Below are 22156 nucleotides of genomic sequence, written 5' to 3' on the forward strand. Positions count from 1 at the left end.
CTCCGTTCCCTACAGTCTGTCATCCGTTTGCCATACTCCCGCAAACGCGGCTTTGCCAGCTTTTTTAGCTTCTGCCGAAAAGCCGCTCGATATCGCTAAGCTTCAACTCGATATAGGTCGGCCGACCGTGATTGCACTGGCCGGAGCCGGGTGTCACTTCCATTTCCCTCAGCAGCGCGTTCATTTCCTCCGGCCGCAGCCGCCGGCCGGAGCGAACCGATCCGTGGCAGGCCATGGTGGCTGCCACATATTCGAGCTTGGCCGATAGGCCAGACGCCGTATCCCATTCGGCGATCTCGTCGGCAAGCTGGCGGATTAGGCCATGAGCGTCGACCTCGCCGAGCATGGCCGGTGTTTCGCGCACCGCGATCGCACCGGGACCGAAGCGCTCGATCGCCAGACCGAGTTCGGCAAACTCGGTTGCGTGCAGCATCAGCCGGTCGCAATCCTCCTCCGGAATGTCGACGATTTCCGGGATAAGCAGCACCTGCGAGGCCAGCCGCTTGGAATGCAGCGCCTTGCGCATCGCCTCGAAGACCAGCCGCTCATGCGCCGCATGCTGATCGACGATGACGAGCCCGTCCTCGGTCTGGGCGACGATGTAGTTGGCATGGATCTGCGCCCGTGCCGCGCCGAGCGGATAGCGCGCGGCCGGTTCAGGCGCTGCCCGCTGCGGCGAAAGCTGCGGCTCGGCCCTCGCCGTCGGCATCGAAAGGCCGTCGAAGGCGGCCTGGGGTCTTTCGCCGAAACTCGCTGGCGGCTGATAAGGCCGAGAGGGCGAGGTTTCGGCCGACCATCCTCCCTGCGGCCGATCAGCCTTCGGCTGAAAACCCGGACGGAAGGCGCGCAGCATATCGCCCGCTCCGGTCGTGGCCGCCCGGCTGCCGTCGCGCGCCAGGGCCTCACGGATGGCGCCGACGATCAGGCCGCGCACCAGGCCTGGGTCGCGGAAGCGTACGTCGGATTTTGCCGGATGCACGTTAACGTCGACGAGAGCCGGATCGAGGGTGATCGACAGCACTGCCACCGGATAGCGTCCGGACGGGATCGTCTCGGCATAGGCGCCGCGGATCGCCGAAAGGATCAGCTTGTCCTGCACCGGACGGCCGTTGACGAAGGCGTATTGATGGGCGGAATTGCCGCGGTTGAAGGTCGGCACGCCGGCAAAGCCGGTCAGCGAGATCTCTTCGCGCACGGCGTCTAGCGCAATGGCGTTGTCGCTGAAATCCTTGCCGAGTACCTGCGCCATGCGCGCCAGATGATCGTCGCCCGTCGCCGGAAATTCCAGCGTTGTGCGGTCCGAGCCCGACAGTACGAAGCGCACGGCGGGGAACGCGATCGCCATGCGTTTGACGATCTCGGTAATGGCGCCGGCTTCGGCCTTCTCCGTCTTCAGGAATTTGAGCCGGGCGGGTGTGGCGAAGAACAGGTCGCGCACTTCGACGATCGTGCCGGGATTGGCGGCGGCCGGCCTGATATGCAAGATCTTGCCGCCGGCAACGGCGATCTCGTGGCCGCCGGCGCTGTCGCGCTTGCGGCTTGCGATGCTGAGCCTCGCGACGGACCCGATCGAAGGCAGCGCCTCGCCGCGGAAGCCGAGCGTTCTAATATCCTCCAGCGACCCGGAGATCTTCGAGGTGCAGTGGCGCCTGATCGCCAGTTCCAGATCGGCAGCGTCCATGCCGGAGCCGTTGTCGCTGACCCGCAGCAGCGCCTTGCCGCCGCCTGACGTGGCGATCTCGATGCGCGTCGCCCCCGCATCGAGCGCGTTTTCGATCAGTTCCTTGGCAGCGCTCGCCGGCCGTTCGATGACTTCGCCGGCGGCGATCTGGTTGATGAGCGTTTCGGAAAGCTGTCTGATGGCCATGGTCTATTTTCGGGGATTCGCGGGCTGGAGGGAAGGCCTTTCCAGGCGCTTCACCTAAACCTTATGGATGGCGGCGCCAAATTCGTGGACAGGTAGTGTTAAGCCGGTTTTAACAGAAAAATGGCATTTATATTCATATACCTCCGAAAGCTGCGAAAATCGAACAGATGTGGGACGTAAGAGAATGAGTGCCGGCTTCGAAAAGGCGGACACATCATCGAAGATCGACGGGATTCCCGCCGAGGCCGATCTGCAGACGGCGCTTTTCGATGTGGTGTGCGACAGCCTTTCGGCAGCTTTCATCATCTACGACAAGAACGATCATCTGATCTTCGCAAGCCGCCAGATTCTCGACTTCTTCCCCTTGCCGTCCGAGATGCTGAAGCCCGGTATCCGGCTGCGCGATTTCCTCGGCGCCATCTACGATACCGGCGTTCGCCAGCAATATGATGTCAGGCAGGGCGGCTCGCTCAGCCGGGAGGACTGGCTGTCGCAGAAGATCGCCTCGCATTGGCGCGAGCGCTTCGAGTCCGTCGAGCGCCACGGCACCGACAGCTGGGTCCGCTTCGTCAAGCGCAGGCTGCCGGGCGGTTACGGCGTCACCATCATCTCCGACATCTCCGAGGACAAGAAGCGGGAGGAGCAGTGGCGCTCGGACTTGGAGCGGGTGCAGCTTACCGAAGACATTCTCGACAATCTGCCGTTCCCGCTTTTCGTCAAGGATCGCAATCTCACCTACGTCGCGGTAAACCTCGCCTTTTGTGAGAAATACCAGACGAGCGCCGACGAGGTGCTCGGGCGCAAGAGCGCAGATCTCTTCTCACCCGAAATCGCCAAGCGCTTCGAAGAAAGCGACCGTCACGTGCTGGAAACCGGCGAGATGTCGATCTCCCGCCAGCGGCAGATCTCCCGCGGGGGCATCGAGCGCGACATCGTCAGCCGCAAGCACCGCATCGGCAAGCCCGGCCGCTATTTCCTGGTGTCGACTATGCAGGACCTGCCGCGCGATGGTTCCGATCTCGAGGAGTTCGACCGCGCCTCGGCGATCACCACCTCCACCAACCAGAGCTATCGCCGCGCCTATGTGCCGGTGCCGAGCGCGGTGGAGCGGCGCGAGCCGGCGGCGATGGAAGCGATCGTTCCGGAGAATTTCTCCGGCCGCAAGATCCTCGTCGTCACCGCCGACCTTGCTGCCGAGACCGCCGCACTACGGACGCTGGCGAAATATGGCTTCGAATCCTGCTCGGTGCGAGGCGAGGATGAAGAGGAGCGGTTCCTGGAAATCGCCACCTCCTCCGGAATTTCGCTCGATCTGCTGATCATCGACAATCAGATGGGCATGCGCTGCCTCGAGCTTTCCGAACAATATGGCATTCCCGCGCTCGTGATGGACGGCTTTCAGATCGCCAACGAGCTCACCTTCCAGATCGCCCGGCATTTCAATCGCAACAGCCGCAACAGCGGTGATGGTGCGGATGCCGATTGGGAAATCAGCATTTCTGACGAAGCTGCCGGCCTGCAGGTTCTCGTCGCCGAAGACAATGACATCAACCAGATCGTGTTTTCACAGATCCTCGAGGGCCTCGGCTATCGCCATATGATCGCGGCGACCGGCGACGAGGTCGTGCGCCTCTGGGCCGAACACAGGCCTGGGGTGGTGCTGATGGACATTTCGCTGCCGGGCTTCAACGGTTTCGAGGCCGCCCGCCTGATCCGGCAGATGGAGGAAGCCGGCGGCGCAGCCCGTACCCCCATCGTCGGCGTGCTCACCCAGGCCTTCGAGCGCGACCGCGCCGAATGCGCCAAAGCGGGCATGGACGACGTCATCATGAAGCCCGTCAGTCCCGATATGCTGGAGACGATATTTCAGAAATACCTGACCGAAGAGGCTGCGCAGGTTCGCGCGAGCGGATAAGACAGGAATCTGGCCGCGTCTGCGAGGACATCTGCTCTGGCAAATGCGGCAATCTCCCCAAAACTGGGGTAGGTCAGGCTGCCAAGACGGTTGATTAACTAGCGAATTGTTAAGAAATGCCGGTCATTCTCTCCTCTGCTGCGGAGGGAAGCTCGGGTTTGGATAATGAGATCGGCGGACATAGCTTCCTTGACCGTGAGTCACAATGAGCTGCATGCGATGGCCTACACCGATCCGCTGACCGGATTGGGAAACCGTAATCGCATGCGCGAAAGGGTTCTGCAGATTTCCGCCGAGCGCGCCAGCGATCCAGCTCCCTTCACCATCGGAATCGCCAACCTCGACAGCTTCAAACCGATCAACGATCTCTTTGGCTCTTCGGCCGGGGATGAGATCCTTTGTCAGGTCGCTCATCGGCTCAGGGCCTGCATTCCGGACGGGGCGCTGGTCACCCGCCACGATGGTGACGAATTCGCCTTCGTGCTGCCGTTGATTTTCGAGCGGGCGAGCGCGGAGAAATTCGGCCAGATGATCCGCGAGGTGCTGTCGGCGCCGTATGATCTCGGCGACCGCAATGTCCGTCTCTCCGCCTCCTTCGGCTTTGCCATCTATCCGTTCTCGGGGGAGGACTGCGAAGAACTGTTAAAGAGCGCCGAAACCGCCCTCTATCGTTCCAAGCGCCGCGGCCGCGGTCAGATCACCGTCTACTCGCGTGAGATCGCCCAGGAGATGAAGCGCGCCACACAGCTGGAGCAGGCGCTCAGGAACGCCATCATCTCCGACGCAATCGATGTTCATTTCCAGCCGATCGTTTCGCTCGCCAACAATCAAGTCCTCGGCTTCGAGGCGCTCGCCCGCTGGAACGATCCCGATCTTGGCTTCGTTTCGCCCGGCGTATTCGTGCCGCTCGCCGAAGAGCGCGGCTTCATCGACGCTCTGTCGGAGGCCCTGCTGCGCAAGGCCGCCGAAGCAGCCTTGTCCTGGCCGCGCGAACTCTTCTTATCGTTCAATCTCTCTTCGGCTCAACTGATGGATCCCGGCACGAGCGGCAGCATCCTGTCGATCCTCGGCCGTGTCGGCTTCGATCCGCATCGCCTGGAACTGGAAATCACCGAGACTGCGGTGATGGGCTCGGCCGACACCGCCCACCGCATCATCGCCGATCTTCGCGCCGCCGGCGTTCGCATCTCGCTCGACGATTTCGGCACGGGCCAGTCGAGTCTCGGGCGCCTGCGCGACTTCATCTTCGACAAGATCAAGATCGACCGTGCCTTCGTCTCGCGCATCAATTCCGACCGCGCCTCCGAACACATCATCAAGGCTATCCTTGCGATGTGCGAAGGTCTGGAGCTGGAAGTCGTGGCCGAGGGCATCGAGGATTATGCCGAGGCGGTGAAACTGCGCACGCTCGGCTGCGGCATGGGCCAGGGCTATCATTTCGGCCGCCCGGCCGACGGCATCGCCACGCTACGCTTCCTGCACGAGAACTATTACGATACGACGCTCGCCGAGCGCGTCAGCGCATAAGCAATCCCAGCAAAAGTGCGAAGCGGTTTTGCGCCCGGGATTGCGTGAAGCAAACAAGTCAATCCCAGCAAAAGTGCGCAGCGGTTTTGCGTCCGGGATGCGTGAAGCAAACAAGTCAATCCCAGCAAAAGTGCGCAGCGGTTTTGCGTCCGGGATTGCGTGAAGCAAACAAGCCGATCCCAGCAAAGTGCGTACGGGATGCGTGAAACAAGCGCTCAGCAAATAGCGATGGCGCCCCTAGGAGCGCCATCGCCTACGCTATACTACCGCGCGCGGTTTACTTCGGCGTGGTCGAGCCGGTTGCCGTCGTATCGGTACCGGTTGCGGCCGGAGCCTTCTCTGCAGCCTGCATTGCAAGCGTCTTAAACTCGGGCGCAGCCTTCAGCGATTCAGCCGTTTCGGTGGTCGTCAGCTTGACGCTGCCGTCCTGGGTATTCTGGGCGACGGTGATTTTGTCCATCGGGACGGCGACGTTCTTTTCACCGATACCGAGGAAGCCGCCAACGCCGACGATCGCAGCAACCATGCCGCCATCCTTCTTCATGATCAGGTCGTTGATGCTGCCGATGCTTTCATTGTTGGCATTATAGACCGACTGGCCGATATAGGTGTTGGCGCTAATCTGGTCCGCAGCCTGCTCCGTCAGGTAGGTGGCCTGGGCAGTGTCGGTGCTCGGCGCCGCGGCAGGAGCCTGCGCAGCATCCCCCGCAGGCTGGGTGACGTCAGGGGTGGCCGGCTTGGGCGCAGCCGGATCAGCCGGCGCTGCCTGGTTGGTAGCGGCGGGGTCGGCAGGCTGCGGCGCCGTCTGCGAGAATGCCGCCGGTGCGAAAGCCGTGGCAAACAACGCGCCAGCGGCAACGGTCGTCAAAAGTTTGCGTGTCATTTCGAACCTACTTTCATTTCCTAGAGTGATCGCTGACCCGGCAATGCATGATTCTTGCCGCGCCGGTTCGAAGGGAAAATGAGCGGTGCGCCGATTGGTTCCGGTTGAAAACACGGAAAATATCTTGATTCTCGCGGAACTTTTATCGGTGAACGGCCGCCGAAACGAAAAGGCGCCCCGCTCGGGAGCGCCTTGAAGGCAACGGGCGGAGCCCTCTGTTTCAGATCACATAGACGGGATCGAACACGCCCTTGACCCCGATGCCGAGTTCCAGAAGCGCGCCGGCGCTCGGCTGAGCCGAACGGGCATCCTCGTCGAGCCCTTCCCAGGCGGTCGTCACCGCCAGCCGATCGGCATTGGCGCCGATGAAGGCTGGGCAGGAGGGCTGGACGGCGGGGACCTTGTAGCGCGAGATGCGCAAGCCATCGGGATTGTAGCGATCGACGACGCCCGCACCCCAGCGCGCATTCCAGATATAGCCATCGGCATCGACCACCGAGCCGTCGATGTCGCCGGGCTCGTTCATGCTGTCGACCAGCACGATCGGCTCGCCCGAGGGCAGACCGGTCTGCGGATCGACCATGACGCGCATCAGCCGGTTGATGCGGGAATCCGTATAGTAGCCGATCGTGCCATCGGGGGAAAAGCAGATCGAATTTGGAATGCTGATGCCGCTGAAGATCTTCGTCACCTTCCCGCCGGCGACATGATAGATAGCGCCGGCCTGGTTTTCCGCCCGCTTGCTCATCGTGCCGATCCAGAGCGACCCCGAGGGATGGGTGCGGCCGTCGTTCGAGCGGTTCTCCGGCCTGTCGTTTTCGAGCGCGGCATAGAAGGTGAGGTTGCCGCTCGCCACATCCCGCACGAAAAGCCCTTCCTCCGTCGCGATCAGCTGCCGTCCGGCATCGATGCGAGCGAGCACGCTTGCCATAACAGGCAGAGCATGGACCTTCTTTTCCCCCGTTGCCAGTTTGAGCTCGTGCAGCTCCTTGCCGAGGATGTTGAACCACCAGACCGTATTGCTGTCCGGATCATAGGTCGGCCCTTCTCCGAGAACGGAATTGGTATTGCAAAGGGTCTTGCCTTCGAACTCATAAATGTCGGTCATACGCTCACGCTCCCATGGCTGCATCATAGGCGTAAATGGTTGCTTTCGCGCGCTCGGCAACCTCTGCCGCGGTCATTCCGGGCCTGTAGAGGCTGGTGCCGAGACCGAAGGCGAAGATGCTGGCCTTGGTGTAATCGGCGAAATTCTTGTCCGATACGCCGCCGACGGCGGCAATCGTGAGCTCCGGCGGCAGAATCGCCCGGATCGCCGTGATGCCGGAAGGACTAAGAACGCTCGCCGGAAAGAATTTGAGACCAGTGGCTCCGGCGCGTGCAGCAGCGAGCGCTTCGGTCGGCGTAAAGACGCCGGGCATCGTCACCATACCATGGCCGCGTGCCCGGATGATCACCTCGGGCTCGACATTTGGCGTCACCAGCAGCTTGCCGCCGGCCGCATTCAGGCTATCGACCGCCTCGACCGTCAACACCGTGCCGGCGCCGATCAGCACCTCGGCCGGCGCCATCTTCGCGGCGATCTCGATGGATTTGAACGGCTCCGGCGAGTTGAGCGGAATTTCGATCGCCGTCAGGCCGTTTTCGATCAAGGCGCTTACGACGCTCTCGGTCTCGTCGGGCCGGATGCCGCGGAGGATGGCGATCAGCGGACGCTTCATGTCGGGGAAGGGGATACGATTCATCGTGTCAGCTTTCTCAATTCGGCCAGATGGCTTCGGCGGCTGCCGATAGCCCGCGGCGCACGGCCGCGTCGGCGTCGATGGCGGTGAAGTCAATGGAGAGGGTTTTGAAGGCCTGTTCGTAGAGCGCCTGCAGGCGTCCGGAGGCGACGAGGGTGATATCAGTGCCGTTGGCGGCATCCTGAAGCGCTCCGGCAATTTCGAGGCCGATCAGCGTGCCGGAAAGCCGGGCTTGCGCGGCAGCGGCGGAGATTCCGTGCAGCAGCTGACCCGAGCGGGCGGTAAACAGGAGGTTGGTGGCAATGCCCGGCCGGGCGAAAGCGGCCAACACCGCCGCCTCGAAGGCCGCCGCATCCGCCGGCTGCTCCTCAGCACCGGCGACCGCATGCGACAGGATCGTATGTTTGCTGATCGCGTCGAAGAGTTCGCCGGTCATGAAGGTGGAAAAGCCGGTGACTTCCGTATTGGTCACGTGCACCCATTTCGAATGCGTGCCGGGCATGCAGACCGCCTGCGCGCCGGTGCCTGCGCCGCCGAGGGCGCCGAGAAGCTGGGTTTCCTCGCCGCGCATAACGTCAGGCATTGCCATCTGCCGTTGGGCGAGGCCCGGCAGAATGCGGATGTCCCGGCTTTCACCTGGCACGCGGACCGCCGCGGTGAGGATCGAGGCGAGCGGCGCGGGCACGTCGATATAACCGGCTTCGACCCAGCCCTGTTTTGCGCCGGCCATGCCGCAGACGATCACAGGCAGCCCTTCCGGCGCCTCGATGGCGGCGAGATGGCCTGACAAGACGGTGGAAAAGCCGATCTTTGCCGCGCTCGTCATGCCTTCGCCGCTGCGGCGTTCGGCGAGGATGCTGCCGTCCTTGCCGACCAGCCAGAGCCGGAAGCTGCTGGTGCCCCAGTCCACCGCGACATAAGCGGGATTAGTCATTACAAAACGCCTCCATCGACGATCAGGGACTGAGCGGTCATAGCAGCCGCACAATCGGATGCAAGAAACAGGCAGGGACCGACGATCGCATCGGCCTTGAGCGCTTTTTTCAGGCACTGCTGCTCGACCGAGCGCGCAATGCTCTCCTCGGTGAGCCAGAGCTGCATCTGCCGCTCGGTGACGACCATGCCGGGCAGGATGCAGTTGACCCGGATGTTCTCCGGCCCGAGCCTGCCGGCCATGCTCTTCGTCAGTCCGACGACCGCCGCCTTCGCCGCCGCATAGGCGGGAAATCCGCCCATGTTGAGCTTGAAGGCGATCGACGACATATTGACGATTGCGCCGCCGCCGGCCGACCGCATCGACGGCGCCACCGCCTGCGAGGTGAAGAACACGTGCCGGAGATTGACCGCCTGATTGTTGTCCCAATAGGCCTCGGTCACCTCGTCGAATTCGTGACGGTCGTCCCAGGCGGCATTATTGACAAGCACGCGGATCGGCCCTGACGCCGCAACGACGGCATCGACCGTGCGCCGGATCGCCTCGATGTCGCGCAGATCGGCATGGTGAAAGAGGACAGGGTGCGGCGTTTCCCGCGACAGGCTTTCGGCGAGTTCCCTGCCGGCCGCCTCGGCAATGTCGATGAAAGACACCTTGGCGCCCTGACGCGCGAAACCCTCGACGATCGCCGCGCCGATGCCCGATCCGCCGCCGGTCACGAGCACGGCGCGATCCTTGAACTCGGGAAATTGTGCTGCCATTGCGCTCACCGTCTCCTCCAATCCCTATGTTCCATTATTTGGAACTTAATTTGACTATTTGGAATTATCGGATTATGCTGCTCTTTCTGTCAAGGGCGCACGCCTTTCAAGGGCGGACCGATTCAACGGCACTTAGAGATGGCATCAAGCGACGGCATGGCACAGGCACGCGAGACCGGCACCCTCGGCAAATTGATGGTTCTCCTCGATCTCGTCACCCATGCGGATACGCCGTTGCGCTTCACCGATATACTGGCGCTGGCCAGCCAGCCGCGCGGCACTCTGCACCGCCAGCTCAGCCACCTGGTGGAGGAGGGCTTGCTCGAGCTCGATGGCGACGGCCGTTACGCGCCGGGCCTGCGCCTGCTCGATTTTGCCGCGCGCAGCTGGGCGCGCAATGAATTCCGCCTGATTGCCGAACCTCACCTGGCCGAACTCCAGCAGGCGACCGGCGAGACGGTGCATCTCGGCGTTCTCCGGGGAGAGTCGATCATCTATCTCGACAAAGTCGAAGGCCGCCAGCCCGTGCGCATGTACTCCCAGATCGGCAACGCCTCGCCCTGCTACTGCACCGGCGTCGGCAAGGCCGCTCTTTCGCTGCTTCCGCCCGAAAGCCTCGTCGATCTCCTCGCTGGTCTCAGCTTCACCAGCTTTACCGCCTCGACGCACGCCTCGGCCGAAACGCTTGCCGCCGAAATTCGCGAAATTGCCGAACAGGGCTATGCCTTCGACCGTGAGGAGCACGAGGCAGGCATCCGCTGCGTCGCCGCGCCGGTCTGGTCGGAGGATCGAACCTTCATCGGCGGCATTTCGGTCACCGGTCCGGCCTATCGGCTATCGATGGAACTTCTGCGGCAGTGGGCCGTTCCGGTGCAGCTGACGGCTGCAAAGATTATGGAGGGCATGCGCGTTCGCCTCGGCCCGCGGCGTTGACGGTAATCGTCATGGCCATTGCTGGACGCGTTAGCAGAGCATGCATATGATGACAGCGATATTGAGATTTGGCGGCGAATCACCACAAGTGGAATGGCCCGCGAAATCTGCAGCCTCTCATTGGCCGAACGCTGCCCGCCGAGGCCGGTTCCATGTCATCCAGTTCGCGATCATCATTCCTCGATACAATCGAACTGGCCGCGGCGGCCAGCTTCGCAAATGGTTTGCCGGCCGCTGCGCCGAAGATGAAGAAATGTGATGGTACCCTTGTCGCAAACATCCACGGAAGAAGACGATTACATCACGGAAATCGCCGGCCTGAAGACGCAGTTCGATATTTTCCGTTTCTTGAAACGGGTCACGGAAGCCTATCGCAGCCGCGCTTTCATGGTTCTCAATCTGCCGCCGATCACCTCTCTCGACCTTCAGGGCAGCACCGTCCTCACCAGTTGGCCGGCCGAGCTTCTGGCGCTCTACGACCAGGAAGGGCTGATGATGAACAGCCCGGTTCTGAGGCGGCTTAGAACATCGACGCGGCCTTTCATTTACGACATGTCGCGACAGAACTGGTCGCGCGAAGACGGCAAGTCCGCCCTGGTGACCTCGCTGTTCGAGCGTTTCAGGATGATGCGCTGCGCCTACTTCCCGACGCATGAGCCTTCCGGCCTGCGCGGCGCCGTCTCCTTCGCTGGCGATCGAGAGCCGTTCAGCGCCGCCGAAATGCGCGAGCTTTGCTATATCGCCATCCATGTCTTCGACAGGCTTGCCGAAATCCGCAATCTCGATAGCCGAATGACGGACACGCTGACGGATCGCGAGATCGACTGCCTCAACTGGACGGCGGCCGGCAAGACCAGCGCGGAAATCGCCGAAATCCTTGCGCTGTCCGAGCACACGGTCAATCATTACCTCAACCGCGCCACCAAAAAGCTCGATACGGTCAACCGTACCCAGGCGGTCGCCAAGGCGCTGCGGATCGGCCTGATCAAATAAGTTGCAAAATTGGCGGCGCGCGGTGGGTCGGGCGCTCAGCGCTTAGGCAGAACGGGGTGCCGCCCGGCGCTGCCGCGTGGCTTTTCCCGATTTTTCGATCTGGCACGTTTTCTGCTTCTCATTTGCAAGAGGTCCAGAGGGGACTTTGATGACCAGCGCCAGGAAATGGCGCGGCCGACACACCGCTGCCCGACGCCGACGCCGTTTCTCTCCCGGCCGTCGGCGTCGGTGGCGGTTGTTGCCTTTTGGCACCGCTTCTTTCGCAGTTGTTCACGATTTCCTCTTCCCAAGCACTTTTTTCTGGCCTTTTTTTCGGCTTGCGCTAGTTCGCCCCGCATTGCGCCGGTTCCTGGGGAGAGAGACCGTTGCGGCCATCAGGGCGAAAGCCCGGCGGACTTGATGGCCGCAGCGGATCGCAAATCCCCCCGCGTTTTTCGCAGTCGGCAATTCATTTTCACCCGATGATTTTATTTGGCGAAGACGTGCGTCTCCACTATCTCTACCGCATGATTTTAGCCTTTGCCGAAAGCGGCCAAGGCTAAAATCATGCGGCAATTTAAAGTGCTACGGCACCGTTGCGCGTCTTGAGAACGCGCGGCGCCGTAGTCTACGAGAAGAAGCAGTGAGGGTGGAATGACCGACGTCACCAAGGAACAGGTTCTCGAAACGCTTAAGACCGTGCGCGGACCGGATCTCGAACACGATATCGTCGCGCTCGGCATGGTCTCCGATGTCTTCATCTCCGACGGCAAGGTCTATTTCTCCATCACGGTTCCGGCCGAACGCGCCAGGGAACTGGAGCCGATGCGGCTCGCCGCCGAGCGCGTCATCAAGGAGATGCCGGGCGTCAGGGGCGCGCTCGTCACTCTGACGGCAGACAAGAAGGCGGCGGCCGCCGCGTCTGCCGCCCGCCCGGCGCCCAATCCGCCCCACGGTCATGCCGGTCATGATCATGGAGGCCACGATCAACAGCATCACGGGCATGCACCGCAGCAACAGCCGCCCCGCTCGGGCAAGATCGGCGTTCCCGGTATCGGCGCCATCATTGCCGTGGCCTCCGGTAAGGGCGGGGTCGGCAAATCTACCACTGCCGTCAACCTGGCGCTCGGCCTGCTCGCCAATGGTCTGCGAGTCGGCATTCTCGATGCCGATATATACGGCCCCTCGATGCCGCGGCTCTTGAAGATCTCCGGCCGCCCGACGCAGATCGATGGCCGCATCATCAATCCGATGGAGAATTACGGCCTCAAGGTCATGTCGATGGGTTTCCTCGTCGACGAGGAGACGGCGATGATCTGGCGCGGGCCGATGGTCCAGTCGGCGCTGATGCAGATGCTGCGCGAAGTGGCATGGGGCGAGCTCGACGTCCTCGTCGTCGACATGCCGCCCGGCACCGGCGACGCGCAATTGACGATGGCCCAGCAAGTGCCGCTTGCCGGCGCCGTCATCGTTTCCACGCCGCAGGATCTCGCCCTGATCGATGCCCGCAAGGGCCTCAACATGTTCCGCAAGGTCGAGGTGCCGGTTCTCGGCATCGTCGAAAACATGAGCTATTTCATAGCGCCCGACACCGGCACCCGCTACGACATCTTCGGTCATGGCGGCGCCCGCAAGGAGGCCGAGCGGATTGGCGTGCCCTTCCTCGGCGAAGTGCCTCTGACGATGAACATCCGCGAAACTTCCGACGCGGGCACGCCGCTGGTCGCCTCCGATCCGAACGGTACCGTCGCCGGCATCTATCGCGGTATCGCCGCCAAGGTATGGCAGCAACTCGGCGGCCAGGCCCAGCGCCCGGCGCCGGCGATCGTCTTCGAATGACGCCTCCGGCTATAGGCAGGACTTCCCGGCCAATCGCGTGCATGACAGCAGAGCGCTGAACCGCCGAATCACCGTTGCGACATCCCAAATTGTGAGGGAAACGTGGTGAAAAGGCGCACTTCACGGAAGATGTCTTGATTATTTCACGGCTTTGCTTCATATGCCGCGGCGCCATGATGGCGTTGCTGCAGATGCTCATGACGGCCGTCTTCGTTTCGAAGGTCCCGGACCGCCTGCAAGGTCGAAGGATTGGTAACTGCGATGCGGTGGAGCATAATGCGCATGCTGGCCTTCGAGGTCGGATGCAGCTGGAGTTGTATGAACTTTCTTGATCCGCTTCCGTTTGGACCTGGAGCGAGCCACCCTCGCATTGCCGCGATGGCGGCCGCATGGAAACGCTTGCGATGAAGATGATGACCACGAAGTGTCGTGAGCATCGGAGACGCTGCCGGTGATCACCGCGTACTGTTCCAATTGCAAATCGGTCGAGATCCGCGATCTCTCGCCGGCCGCCTCCTTTCCCGAGGATGTCGTCTGGATCGACATGGTCGAGCCGAGCCGAGAGGAGGAGCTTTATGTCGAGAAGGTTCTCGGCATCGAGGTTCCGACCCGTGACGATCTCAAGGACATCGAACCTTCGGCGCGGCTTTATACTGAAAACGGTGCCGTCTTCATGGCCGCTTCCCTCGTCTGGAAAGCCGATACCGACGCGCCGACGCTGACAGATGTCGCGTTCATCCTGGCCGGAAAGCGGCTGATCACCATCCGTTACGCCCATCCCAAATCTTTTGCGCTGTTCATCGCCGCCCTTCACCGGCTTCCGGAAAACTGGCGCAGCGGCGCGGCCCTTCTCGCCAAGCTGCTGGAGACGATTGTCGACCGGACGGCCGAGATCCTGGAGACCGCCGTTTCGCGAATCGACATCTTGTCGACGCATGTGTTCGGCCGGGCGAAAAAGGTGCGCAGGCCTTCGAACTACCTCGAGCAAAAATTGCGCGATATAGCCGGTCATCACCGCATGATCAGCAAGCTGCGCGACAGTCTCGGTTCGCTTTCCCGGCTTCTAACGTTCTTTCACACTATCCCGGCGATCCAGCAGGACCACGAGGCCAGGGAGCTCTGCCGCAGCGTTTCGCGCGATATTCAGTCGCTGTCGGAGCATGCTTCCTTTGTTGCCGCCAACATCACCTTCCTGCTCGACGCCTCACTCGGCCTCATCAACATCGAACAGAACTCGATCATCAAGATCTTCTCGATCGCGTCGGTCGTTTTCCTGCCGCCGACATTGGTCGCCTCCATTTATGGCATGAATTTTCAGGTCATGCCCGAACTGGCCTGGGCCGCCGGTTACCCCTATTCGCTGGCCTTGATGGTGATATCGGCCGTCATCCCCTTTTTCTTTTTTCGCTGGAAAGGCTGGCTCTGAGGAGCCTGTTGAAATTTCATGTCCGAAGAGAGCCATCCGCACGAGCGCCACATGACGCCGCGCAAGCTGTTCTATCTCGCGCTCGGTTCCGTTGGTGTCGTCTATGGCGATATCGGCACGAGCCCGCTCTACGCTTTTCGCGAGGCGCTGAAGCCCGTTGCCCATGACGGCGTCACCCGTTTCGAGATCATCAGTCTGATTTCGCTGATGATCTGGGCGCTGACCATTATCGTCACCATCAAATACGTTCTCTTCCTGCTGCGCGCCGACAACGACGGGGAGGGCGGCACGCTGTCGCTGCTCGCCCTTCTGATGAAGACCGCGAACGGCCATACCGCACTGCTGATGCTGCTCGGACTGATGGGCGCTGCCCTGTTCCTCGGCGATGCGATGATCACACCGGCGCTTTCGGTGCTGTCGGCCGTCGAGGGCCTGAAACTCGTCACACCCAGGCTCGCGGACTATATCGTGCCGATCTCGGTGGTGATCCTGGCGCTGCTCTTCGTCGTGCAGTCGCGCGGCACTGGCGCCGTTGCGAGGTTCTTCGGTCCGATCACCGCCCTCTGGTTCATAGTCATGGCCGTCGCCGGCATTTCCCATATTTCCGACGATTTCGGCATCCTCGCCGCCTTCAATCCCTATTACGCCGTCAGCTTCCTGCTGCATGAGGGCTTTTACGGCATCGTCGTGCTCGGCGCCGTCTTCCTGACGGTGACGGGAGCCGAGGCGCTCTATGCCGACCTCGGCCATTTCGGCCGCCGCCCGATCCAGTGGGCCTGGTTCCTGCTGGTCTTTCCGGCGCTGACGCTGAATTATCTCGGGCAGGGTGCGCTCGTTCTCGGCAATCCGATGACGATGTCCGACCCCTTCTATCTGATGTATCCCAAATGGGCGCTGCTGCCGGTCGTCATCCTGGCGACCGCCGCAACGATCATCGCCAGCCAGGCCGTCATAACCGGCGCCTTCTCAATGGTGCGCCAGGGCATCAACCTCGGCTTCCTGCCGCGCATGGAAATCCTTTTCACCTCGGAAACCAATACCGGCCAGATCTTCGTTCCCTCGGTGAACGCGTTGCTGTTCATCGGCGTCATTTTCCTGGTGCTCGGTTTCAAAACCTCCGACGCGCTGGCGACCGCCTACGGAATCTCGGTTACCGGCGCCATGGTCGTGACCTCGATCATGGCCTTCGAATTCGTCCGCGCCCGCTGGAACTGGTCGCTGCCGGTCGCCGTGATGGCGCTGGCGCCGCTCGTCCTGCTCGAAATGATCTTTCTCGGCGCCAACCTGCTGAAGATCCACGATGGCGGTTATATCCCGATCCTGATCGCCACCGGCTTTACCGTGGTCATGTGGACCTGGCGCCGCGGCAGCGCGATTCTGATGGAAAAGACCCGACACACCGACATTCCGCTCGCCTCCTTCGTCAGTTCGATCGAGCGCAAGAGCGAGCATTCGCCCGCGCAGGTTCCGGGCACGGCGATCTTCCTGACCAGCGATCCGGAATCGGCCCCCGCCGCCCTGCTGCACAATCTCAAGCACAACCACGTGCTTCACGACCGCAACGTCATCCTGACGATCCGCACGGTCAACAAGCCGCGGGTGCCCAGCCACGACCGCTATAAGGTCGAGCCCATCTCCGAACGCTTCTCCCGCGTCGAACTGCTCTTCGGCTTCATGGAATCGCAGAACGTCTCGCAGGCTCTCGCGACGCTGCGCAAGACCGGACTGAAGTTCGACATCATGTCGACCTCCTTCTACCTCGGCCGCCGCAAGCTGGTGCCGGATGCCAAGTCGGGCATGCCCTACTGGCAGGACCGCCTCTATATCGCGCTCGCCAACGCCGCCACCAATCCCTCGGATTATTTCCGCCTGCCGGCAAACCGCGTGGTGGAGCTGGGGTCTCACGTTATTATTTGACGGGTGCGGGCGACATTGCCGACGTGGTGTCCGCGCTCCCTGGCTCCTTCCGCCACCTCGTCCTCCGTCATGCTCGGCCCTGAGCCGAGCATCCACACGGCACCCACCAACAACAGCGGCATGGAACCTCGGCTCAAGGCCGAGGATGACGCAGAGTGGGGTTGCGTCCGCGTCAAACCAGCCACATTAGAACATCCGCATGGCCACATTCCGGCACACGTCGTTAACCGGACGTCAAGGTTAATGAGGGATTTTCGATGGCATGTTCCCGCGTTTCATGCCCGGAGTTCGTGTTGCGTCGAAAGAGCCCTTCCCGTAGCAAGCTGCGTCTTCTCCCCGAGAACTGGGTATCGCCCGCCATCTTCGGGCTCGCCGGCTGGCTGATCTTCCCGAGCGTTGCCTCCCACGCCGATCTTGCCACCATGCTCGCCGGTCTCGACCGTGAGGGGGAGAGCTGGCGCATGGTGCTGACCAATTCACCGGCCGGCTCCATCCATCAGGCCGAACTCGCCTTCGCCGATCCGGCGGCGACCGGTTCGATCGCCTCGGGCGCCGGCATGGTGCTGCCCGATGGCCGAAAGGTCGCCTTCACCGCCAAGGACAAGGGCACCGCCAAGGACAAGGGCCACGAGGACACGCCGGACGAGGATCGCGTCAACCGCGGCATGAAGAGAGGTCGCATCGTCGCCGTCGAGAAGATGCAGCCGCCGAAGGATTTTTCCGCCGGCTCCATTCTCCAGCGCACCAGGATGCTCTTCACTCCGAATTTCGATCTCAAGGACGGGTCGGCTTTCGTCAAACCGAAGATCCAGGGCAAGGAAATCGAGATCGCCACCTCCTTTTATAAGAAGCAGCCGGTAACGCCGGAAGCCGGTTTGCCGGCGATGCTCGCAGGCCTCGCCACCAGCAACAAGGCCGACGTGCTTGCCACCGCCTATGCGCCGGCAGCACCCGACTATGCCCGCCAGTCGCCCTTCGATTCGATCCTGACGGAACAGGACAGCGGCCGCTTCGTCCCCAAGATCGGTCCGGGCGATCACGCCTGGGCCGCAAGCGTGCTGCCGCCGAGTGTCTTTTCAGCACGCGAGCAGCAATGCCTTGCCTCCGGCATCTATTTCGAGGCGCGCGGGGAATCGGTGAAAGGCCAGGCGGCCGTCGCTCAGGTCATCCTCAACCGTGTTCGCAACCCTGCCTATCCCAAGAGCATCTGCGGCGTCGTCTACCAGAACGAGGATTGGCGCAACCGCTGCCAGTTTTCCTTCGCCTGCGACAGCATCAAGGACCGGGTGAATTCGGAATATCACTGGCGGGTGGCCCGCGACGTGGCCATGGCGGTGACATCAGGCAAGATCTGGCTGCCACAGGTGGGGTCGGCGACGCACTACCATGCCGTCTACGTCCGGCCGAAATGGGCAAAGACCATGGAAAAGGTCGGGCGCATCGGTCTCCACGTCTTCTACCGCACCTATGGCGGCGGCTGGAGCTGAGCTAAGGCGGCCGGGGCCGGGCTGATTTTCCGCCCCCAAAAGCGGATTCTTTCGGTCGAATTTGCGCGCTCGGCGGAAAATCAACTTATCTCATTGATTTGGCGTGCTTATTTTATGGCTGGACAGATGCTGTCTACGCCTTGACTATACCAATCCCTAAAACTATGTTGCGCGCGACTTCAGAACGGGCCGGAGGGTTCTCAACCTTCGCGTCCGGAGTCCGAATAACCGGGGTAGCGGGAGTGCGGGCGACGGGCAGGCGAGGAGGGATCCATGGCGGATGACCGCGAGGAAAGTCTTGAGAAGCGCCGTGCGCAGCTTGGAGCGGAACTCGCCACCAAGCGCGTCGAGGCGAAAGTGGAAGAGGCGAGCGAAGCCCGCGCCGAGGAAAGCCGCAAAGGCTATGCCCAGGCGATGAAGCTTTCGAGCGAGTTCATTTCCGCAATCGTCGTCGGTGCCGTCCTTGGCTACGTCCTCGACCGTTTTGTCGGTACGGCGCCTTGGGGTTTGATTGTTCTTCTGCTTCTCGGATTTTGTGCCGGCGTTCTAAACGTGCTGCGTTCTGCGGGAAAGGTGTCTCAGCCCCTGGACCGCAAGGACGGCAACAAGTAAGGACCGGTTCCCGGTCCAGTGCAATGACCCCGCGTCCTGCGGGCTAAAGAGAGAGAACCTGCGGTGTCTAACGATCCGACTCATCAGTTCCTGATCCAGAAGATTGTGCCGATCGAAATCGGCGGGATTGATTTCTCGTTCACCAATGCCTCGCTCTTCATGGCCGCTTCGGCCGCCGTTGCCGCCGGCTTCCTCTATTTCTCGACCTCGAACCGCGCCATCGTGCCGGGTCGTTCGCAGTCGGTCGCGGAAATGTCATATGAATTCATCGCCGGCATGCTGAAGGAAGGCGCGGGCAAGCAGGGAATGAAGTTCTTCCCGCTGGTCTTCTCGCTCTTCATGTTCGTCCTGACGGCGAACCTGCTTGGCATGTTCCCGTATTTCTTCACGGTGACGAGCCAGATCATCGTCACGTTCGCCCTTGCCCTGCTCGTCATCGGCACGGTTCTCGTCTATGGCTTCTATAAGCACGGCTTCCACTTCCTGAATGTCTTCGTGCCCTCAGGCGTGCCGGGCGTTCTGCTGCCGCTGGTCGTCGCGATCGAAATCATTTCCTTCCTGTCCCGTCCGATTTCGCTCTCTGTTCGTCTTTTCGCGAACATGCTGGCTGGTCACATCACGCTGAAGGTGTTCGCAGGCTTCGTCGCCTCGCTTGGAGCCCTCGGTGCCGTCGGTGTGGGCGGAGCCATTCTTCCTCTCATCATGACCGTCGCCCTGACCGGTCTCGAGTTCCTCGTCGCCTTCCTCCAGGCTTACGTCTTTGCGGTGCTGACTTGCATGTACCTCAATGACGCGATCCATCCGGGCGGGCACTAAGGATAACGACATCGACGTCAAAGGGCGTCAGTCATTCGCCGCAACAACCATTTCAAAGGAGTTCAACATGGAAGCGGAAGCAGCAAAGTTCATCGGTGCAGGTCTGGCTTGCTTTGGTATGGCCGGTACGGCTCTCGGCCTCGGCAATATCTTCGGCAACTACCTCTCCGGCGCTCTGCGCAATCCGTCTGCCGCTGACAGCCAGTTCGGCCGTCTGGTATTCGGCTTCGCCGTTACGGAAGCTCTGGGCATCTTCTCGCTGCTCGTCGCTCTCCTCCTCCTCTTCGCCGTCTGATATCGGCGGATAGATGGATCACGGCCTGCGCCCGCAAGCCGTGATCCTTTGCATTTGCAGTACACCTGGAGGTGAGCATGTTTTTTGTGACCCCGGCTTACGCTGAGGAAGCACCGGCGGCAGCGACCGGCACGGATGCGCATGCCGCTCCGGCCGCAGGCGAGGTCCATACCGAGACCGGCGTAGCCGAAGGCGAACACGCCCGTGGCCCGTTCCCGCCTTTCGATTCGACGACCTACGCATCCCAGCTGCTCTGGCTGGTTATTACGTTCGGCGTCTTCTACCTCCTTATGCAAAAGGTCATCGCGCCGCGCATCGGGGCCATCCTCGATCAGCGCCACACGCGCATCTCCCAGGACCTGGAAGAGGCGGGCCGCCTGAAGGCGGAAGCTGACGCTGCCGTCGAGACCTATGAAGGCGAATTGGCCGCCGCCCGCGCCAAATCCCACGCGATCGGCTCCGCCGCCCGTGACGCCGCCAAGGCCAAGGCCGAAGAAGATCGTCGCGCTGTTGAGACGAGCCTTTCGGAAAAGATCAAGGCTGCCGAAGCCCGCATCGCCGAGATCAAGGCGAAGGCTTTTGCCGATGTCGGCACCATTGCCGAGGAAACGGCCGCTGCCGTCGTCGAACAACTGATCGGCAGCACCGCTGCTCAGGCAGATGTCGCCGCCGCCGTCGCGGCCGCCAAGAAGGAGGCTTGATCGATGGAGTTTCACCTTGACGCGACTTTCTTTGCCTTTGTCGGCCTCATCCTGTTCCTGGCGCTGGTCGTCTATCTGAAGGTTCCGGGAATGATGGCACGGTCTTTGGATGACCGCGCTGACCAGATCCGCAACGAGCTGGCCGAAGCCAAGCGCCTGCGCGAGGAAGCGCAGCACCTGCTGGCCGAATACCAGCGCAAGCGCAAGGAAGCGGAAGCCGAGGCGGCCCATATCGTTGCCGCCGCTGAGCGCGAAGCCGAGATGCTGACTGCCGAGGCGAAGAAGAAGACGGAAGAATTCGTCGCCAACCGCACGGCGCTCTCCGAGCAGAAGATCAAGCAGGCCGAGGCCGATGCGATGAAGGCGGTGCGTTCCGCCGCCGTCGATCTGGCGATCGCGGCCGCAGAAACGGTGCTCGCCAAGAAGGCGGACGGCAAGGTCCAGTCCGAGCTCTTCGGCAATGCCGTCGGCCAGGTTAAGACTCGGCTCAACTGAGCGGTATCGAATGAATGTCGGAAAGGCCGGGCATGTCCCGGCCTTTTTGTTGATACCTTGTTTATTTTCTCCGTCTGGTGCAGCGAGCGTAGCTCGGCGCGCGTGCCCCTCATCCGGCTTCCGCCACCTTCTCCCCGCTTTGGGGGCGAAGGGACATGCCCTGGGCTTTCCGTTCCCTGTCGCCCGCTCCGTTTTACGCTCGCTCTCGTCTGACAGCCGAGCGCTCTCCGATCCGATAGAGAGAGGTGTCGAACGCAATGACGGCCGGATGAGCGGCAGCTTGGCGGTTCAGAGACCTAGGCGTTTCGTTTTGAGCACCTATTCCGATAGCAGTTCGTCCATCTCAGGCTCGTCACCATCCTTCCGCAATGGCCGGAAACTCATCCGGTGCAGCGAGCAGGGGCCGTGCCTCTCTATGCCGGCGCGGTGCTGCGCCGTACCGTAACCGGCATGTGCGGCAAAACCGTAATCGGGAAATACATGATGCGCTCTTGCCATCATTCGGTCGCGCGTCACCTTGGCGACGATCGAGGCGGCGGCGATCGAGACCGAGCGGGCATCGCCCTTGACCACGGCCTGTCCTGGGCAATCGAGGCCTGGCGGCACATCGAGCCCATCGGTCAACACGTAACTGGCGGGAACGGCGAGGCTGCATATGGCGCGACGCATCGCGTCCAGGCTTGCCTTGCGAATGTCCGTCTCGTCGATGCGGGTCGAGCTGGAGGAGGCGATCGAGACAGTCGCAGTTGCCAGGATCTGGGCGAACAGTTCCTCGCGCCGCTGCGCCGAGAGCTGCTTGGAATCGTTAAGCCCCTCGGGAATGCGCTTCGGATCAAGAATGACGGCGGCGGCTACAACGGGTCCGGCCAGTGGCCCGCGGCCTGCCTCGTCGGCGCCGGCCACCGGCCAGTGGCCGGCCTTGCGAGCTTTGAGCTCGAGCTTGAAATCCGGCACGAGAGGGACCGTGTCGAAAAGCAGGGGAGAATCGGGTGGCGTGCGACGTTTCATGCGGCTGAACCTCGCACGCCAACCCG

General features: G+C 61.9%; 20 protein-coding genes. 13 read left to right on the plus strand and 7 right to left on the minus strand.

The window, feature by feature from the left end:
* Window positions 1-64: 64 nt before the first annotated feature.
* Window positions 65-1867, minus strand: a complete 1803-nt coding sequence (gene mutL / locus J2J98_RS04160) for a DNA mismatch repair endonuclease MutL (protein ID WP_207602412.1) — start codon at window positions 1865-1867, stop codon at window positions 65-67.
* Window positions 1868-2051: 184 nt separating this feature from the next.
* On the opposite strand from mutL, the gene J2J98_RS04165 reads away from it, so the two are divergent.
* Both J2J98_RS04165 and J2J98_RS04170 read left to right on the plus strand, forming a co-directional pair.
* Window positions 2052-3782, plus strand: a complete 1731-nt coding sequence (locus J2J98_RS04165) for a response regulator (protein WP_064706264.1) — start codon at window positions 2052-2054, stop codon at window positions 3780-3782.
* A gap of 162 nt (window positions 3783-3944) precedes the next feature.
* Complete coding sequence (locus J2J98_RS04170; RefSeq protein WP_064706265.1) at window positions 3945-5309, plus strand: putative bifunctional diguanylate cyclase/phosphodiesterase; 1365 nt, start codon at window positions 3945-3947, stop codon at window positions 5307-5309.
* Window positions 5310-5586: 277 nt separating this feature from the next.
* On the opposite strand, the gene J2J98_RS04175 is transcribed toward J2J98_RS04170, so the two are convergent.
* The 5 genes from J2J98_RS04175 to J2J98_RS04195 all read right to left on the minus strand — a co-directional run bounded on the left by J2J98_RS04175 (window position 5587) and on the right by J2J98_RS04195 (window position 9629).
* Complete coding sequence (locus J2J98_RS04175; protein ID WP_207602413.1) at window positions 5587-6192, minus strand: PRC-barrel domain-containing protein; 606 nt, start codon at window positions 6190-6192, stop codon at window positions 5587-5589.
* A 220-nt stretch (window positions 6193-6412) separates the two neighbouring features.
* Window positions 6413-7300: an SMP-30/gluconolactonase/LRE family protein gene (locus J2J98_RS04180; RefSeq protein WP_064706267.1), complete on the minus strand. Its 888-nt coding sequence runs from the start codon at window positions 7298-7300 to the stop codon at window positions 6413-6415.
* Window positions 7301-7304: 4 nt separating this feature from the next.
* Window positions 7305-7937 (minus strand): 2-dehydro-3-deoxy-6-phosphogalactonate aldolase, encoded by a 633-nt coding sequence (locus J2J98_RS04185; protein ID WP_207602414.1) that lies wholly within the window; start codon window positions 7935-7937, stop codon window positions 7305-7307.
* Window positions 7938-7950: 13 nt separating this feature from the next.
* On the minus strand, window positions 7951-8868 hold the full coding sequence (locus J2J98_RS04190; protein ID WP_138393834.1) for a 2-dehydro-3-deoxygalactonokinase: 918 nt from the start codon (window positions 8866-8868) through the stop codon (window positions 7951-7953).
* Complete coding sequence (locus J2J98_RS04195) at window positions 8868-9629, minus strand: SDR family NAD(P)-dependent oxidoreductase (protein WP_064706270.1); 762 nt, start codon at window positions 9627-9629, stop codon at window positions 8868-8870. Before J2J98_RS04195 ends, J2J98_RS04190 begins: the two co-directional genes overlap by 1 nt.
* A 138-nt stretch (window positions 9630-9767) precedes the next feature.
* Between J2J98_RS04195 and J2J98_RS04200 the strand changes: the two genes are divergently transcribed.
* From J2J98_RS04200 to J2J98_RS04250, 11 genes are all read left to right on the plus strand, one after another.
* Window positions 9768-10562, plus strand: a complete 795-nt coding sequence (locus J2J98_RS04200; RefSeq protein ID WP_207602415.1) for an IclR family transcriptional regulator — start codon at window positions 9768-9770, stop codon at window positions 10560-10562.
* 258 nt (window positions 10563-10820) lie between these two features.
* A complete protein-coding gene (locus J2J98_RS04205; RefSeq protein WP_064706272.1) occupies window positions 10821-11555 on the plus strand; it encodes a helix-turn-helix transcriptional regulator in 735 nt (244 codons plus the stop codon).
* A gap of 633 nt (window positions 11556-12188) precedes the next feature.
* The gene (apbC, locus tag J2J98_RS04210) at window positions 12189-13373 is read left to right on the plus strand and encodes an iron-sulfur cluster carrier protein ApbC (RefSeq protein ID WP_207602416.1); all 1185 of its coding nucleotides are present in this window, start codon (window positions 12189-12191) and stop codon (window positions 13371-13373) included.
* 451 nt (window positions 13374-13824) lie between these two features.
* Window positions 13825-14799 (plus strand): magnesium transporter CorA family protein, encoded by a 975-nt coding sequence (locus J2J98_RS04215; RefSeq protein WP_207602417.1) that lies wholly within the window; start codon window positions 13825-13827, stop codon window positions 14797-14799.
* 18 nt (window positions 14800-14817) lie between these two features.
* Window positions 14818-16716, plus strand: a complete 1899-nt coding sequence (locus J2J98_RS04220) for a potassium transporter Kup (RefSeq protein ID WP_207602418.1) — start codon at window positions 14818-14820, stop codon at window positions 16714-16716.
* Window positions 16717-16973: 257 nt separating this feature from the next.
* Window positions 16974-18203 carry a cell wall hydrolase gene (locus tag J2J98_RS04225; RefSeq protein WP_207602419.1) on the plus strand — a complete coding sequence of 410 codons (1230 nt, stop codon included), beginning with the start codon at window positions 16974-16976 and terminating at the stop codon, window positions 18201-18203.
* 273 nt (window positions 18204-18476) lie between these two features.
* Window positions 18477-18815 carry an AtpZ/AtpI family protein gene (locus J2J98_RS04230; RefSeq protein ID WP_064706278.1) on the plus strand — a complete coding sequence of 113 codons (339 nt, stop codon included), beginning with the start codon at window positions 18477-18479 and terminating at the stop codon, window positions 18813-18815.
* 63 nt (window positions 18816-18878) lie between these two features.
* A complete protein-coding gene (locus tag J2J98_RS04235) occupies window positions 18879-19631 on the plus strand; it encodes a F0F1 ATP synthase subunit A (protein ID WP_064706279.1) in 753 nt (250 codons plus the stop codon).
* Between the two features lie 67 nt (window positions 19632-19698).
* Window positions 19699-19926, plus strand: coding sequence for a F0F1 ATP synthase subunit C (locus J2J98_RS04240; protein WP_010026583.1), 228 nt, complete (start codon window positions 19699-19701; stop codon window positions 19924-19926).
* A gap of 77 nt (window positions 19927-20003) precedes the next feature.
* Complete coding sequence (locus tag J2J98_RS04245; RefSeq protein WP_207602420.1) at window positions 20004-20627, plus strand: F0F1 ATP synthase subunit B; 624 nt, start codon at window positions 20004-20006, stop codon at window positions 20625-20627.
* 3 nt (window positions 20628-20630) lie between these two features.
* The gene (locus J2J98_RS04250) at window positions 20631-21122 is read left to right on the plus strand and encodes a F0F1 ATP synthase subunit B (RefSeq protein ID WP_064706281.1); all 492 of its coding nucleotides are present in this window, start codon (window positions 20631-20633) and stop codon (window positions 21120-21122) included.
* 318 nt (window positions 21123-21440) lie between these two features.
* Here J2J98_RS04250 and J2J98_RS04255 read toward each other — a convergent pair whose 3' ends face one another.
* The gene (locus J2J98_RS04255; RefSeq protein ID WP_064706282.1) at window positions 21441-22130 is read right to left on the minus strand and encodes a ribonuclease HII; all 690 of its coding nucleotides are present in this window, start codon (window positions 22128-22130) and stop codon (window positions 21441-21443) included.
* Between the last annotated feature and the right edge of the window lie 26 nt (window positions 22131-22156).

This window comes from Rhizobium bangladeshense (assembly GCF_017357245.1).
Taxonomy (GTDB): Bacteria; Pseudomonadota; Alphaproteobacteria; order Rhizobiales; family Rhizobiaceae; genus Rhizobium; species Rhizobium bangladeshense.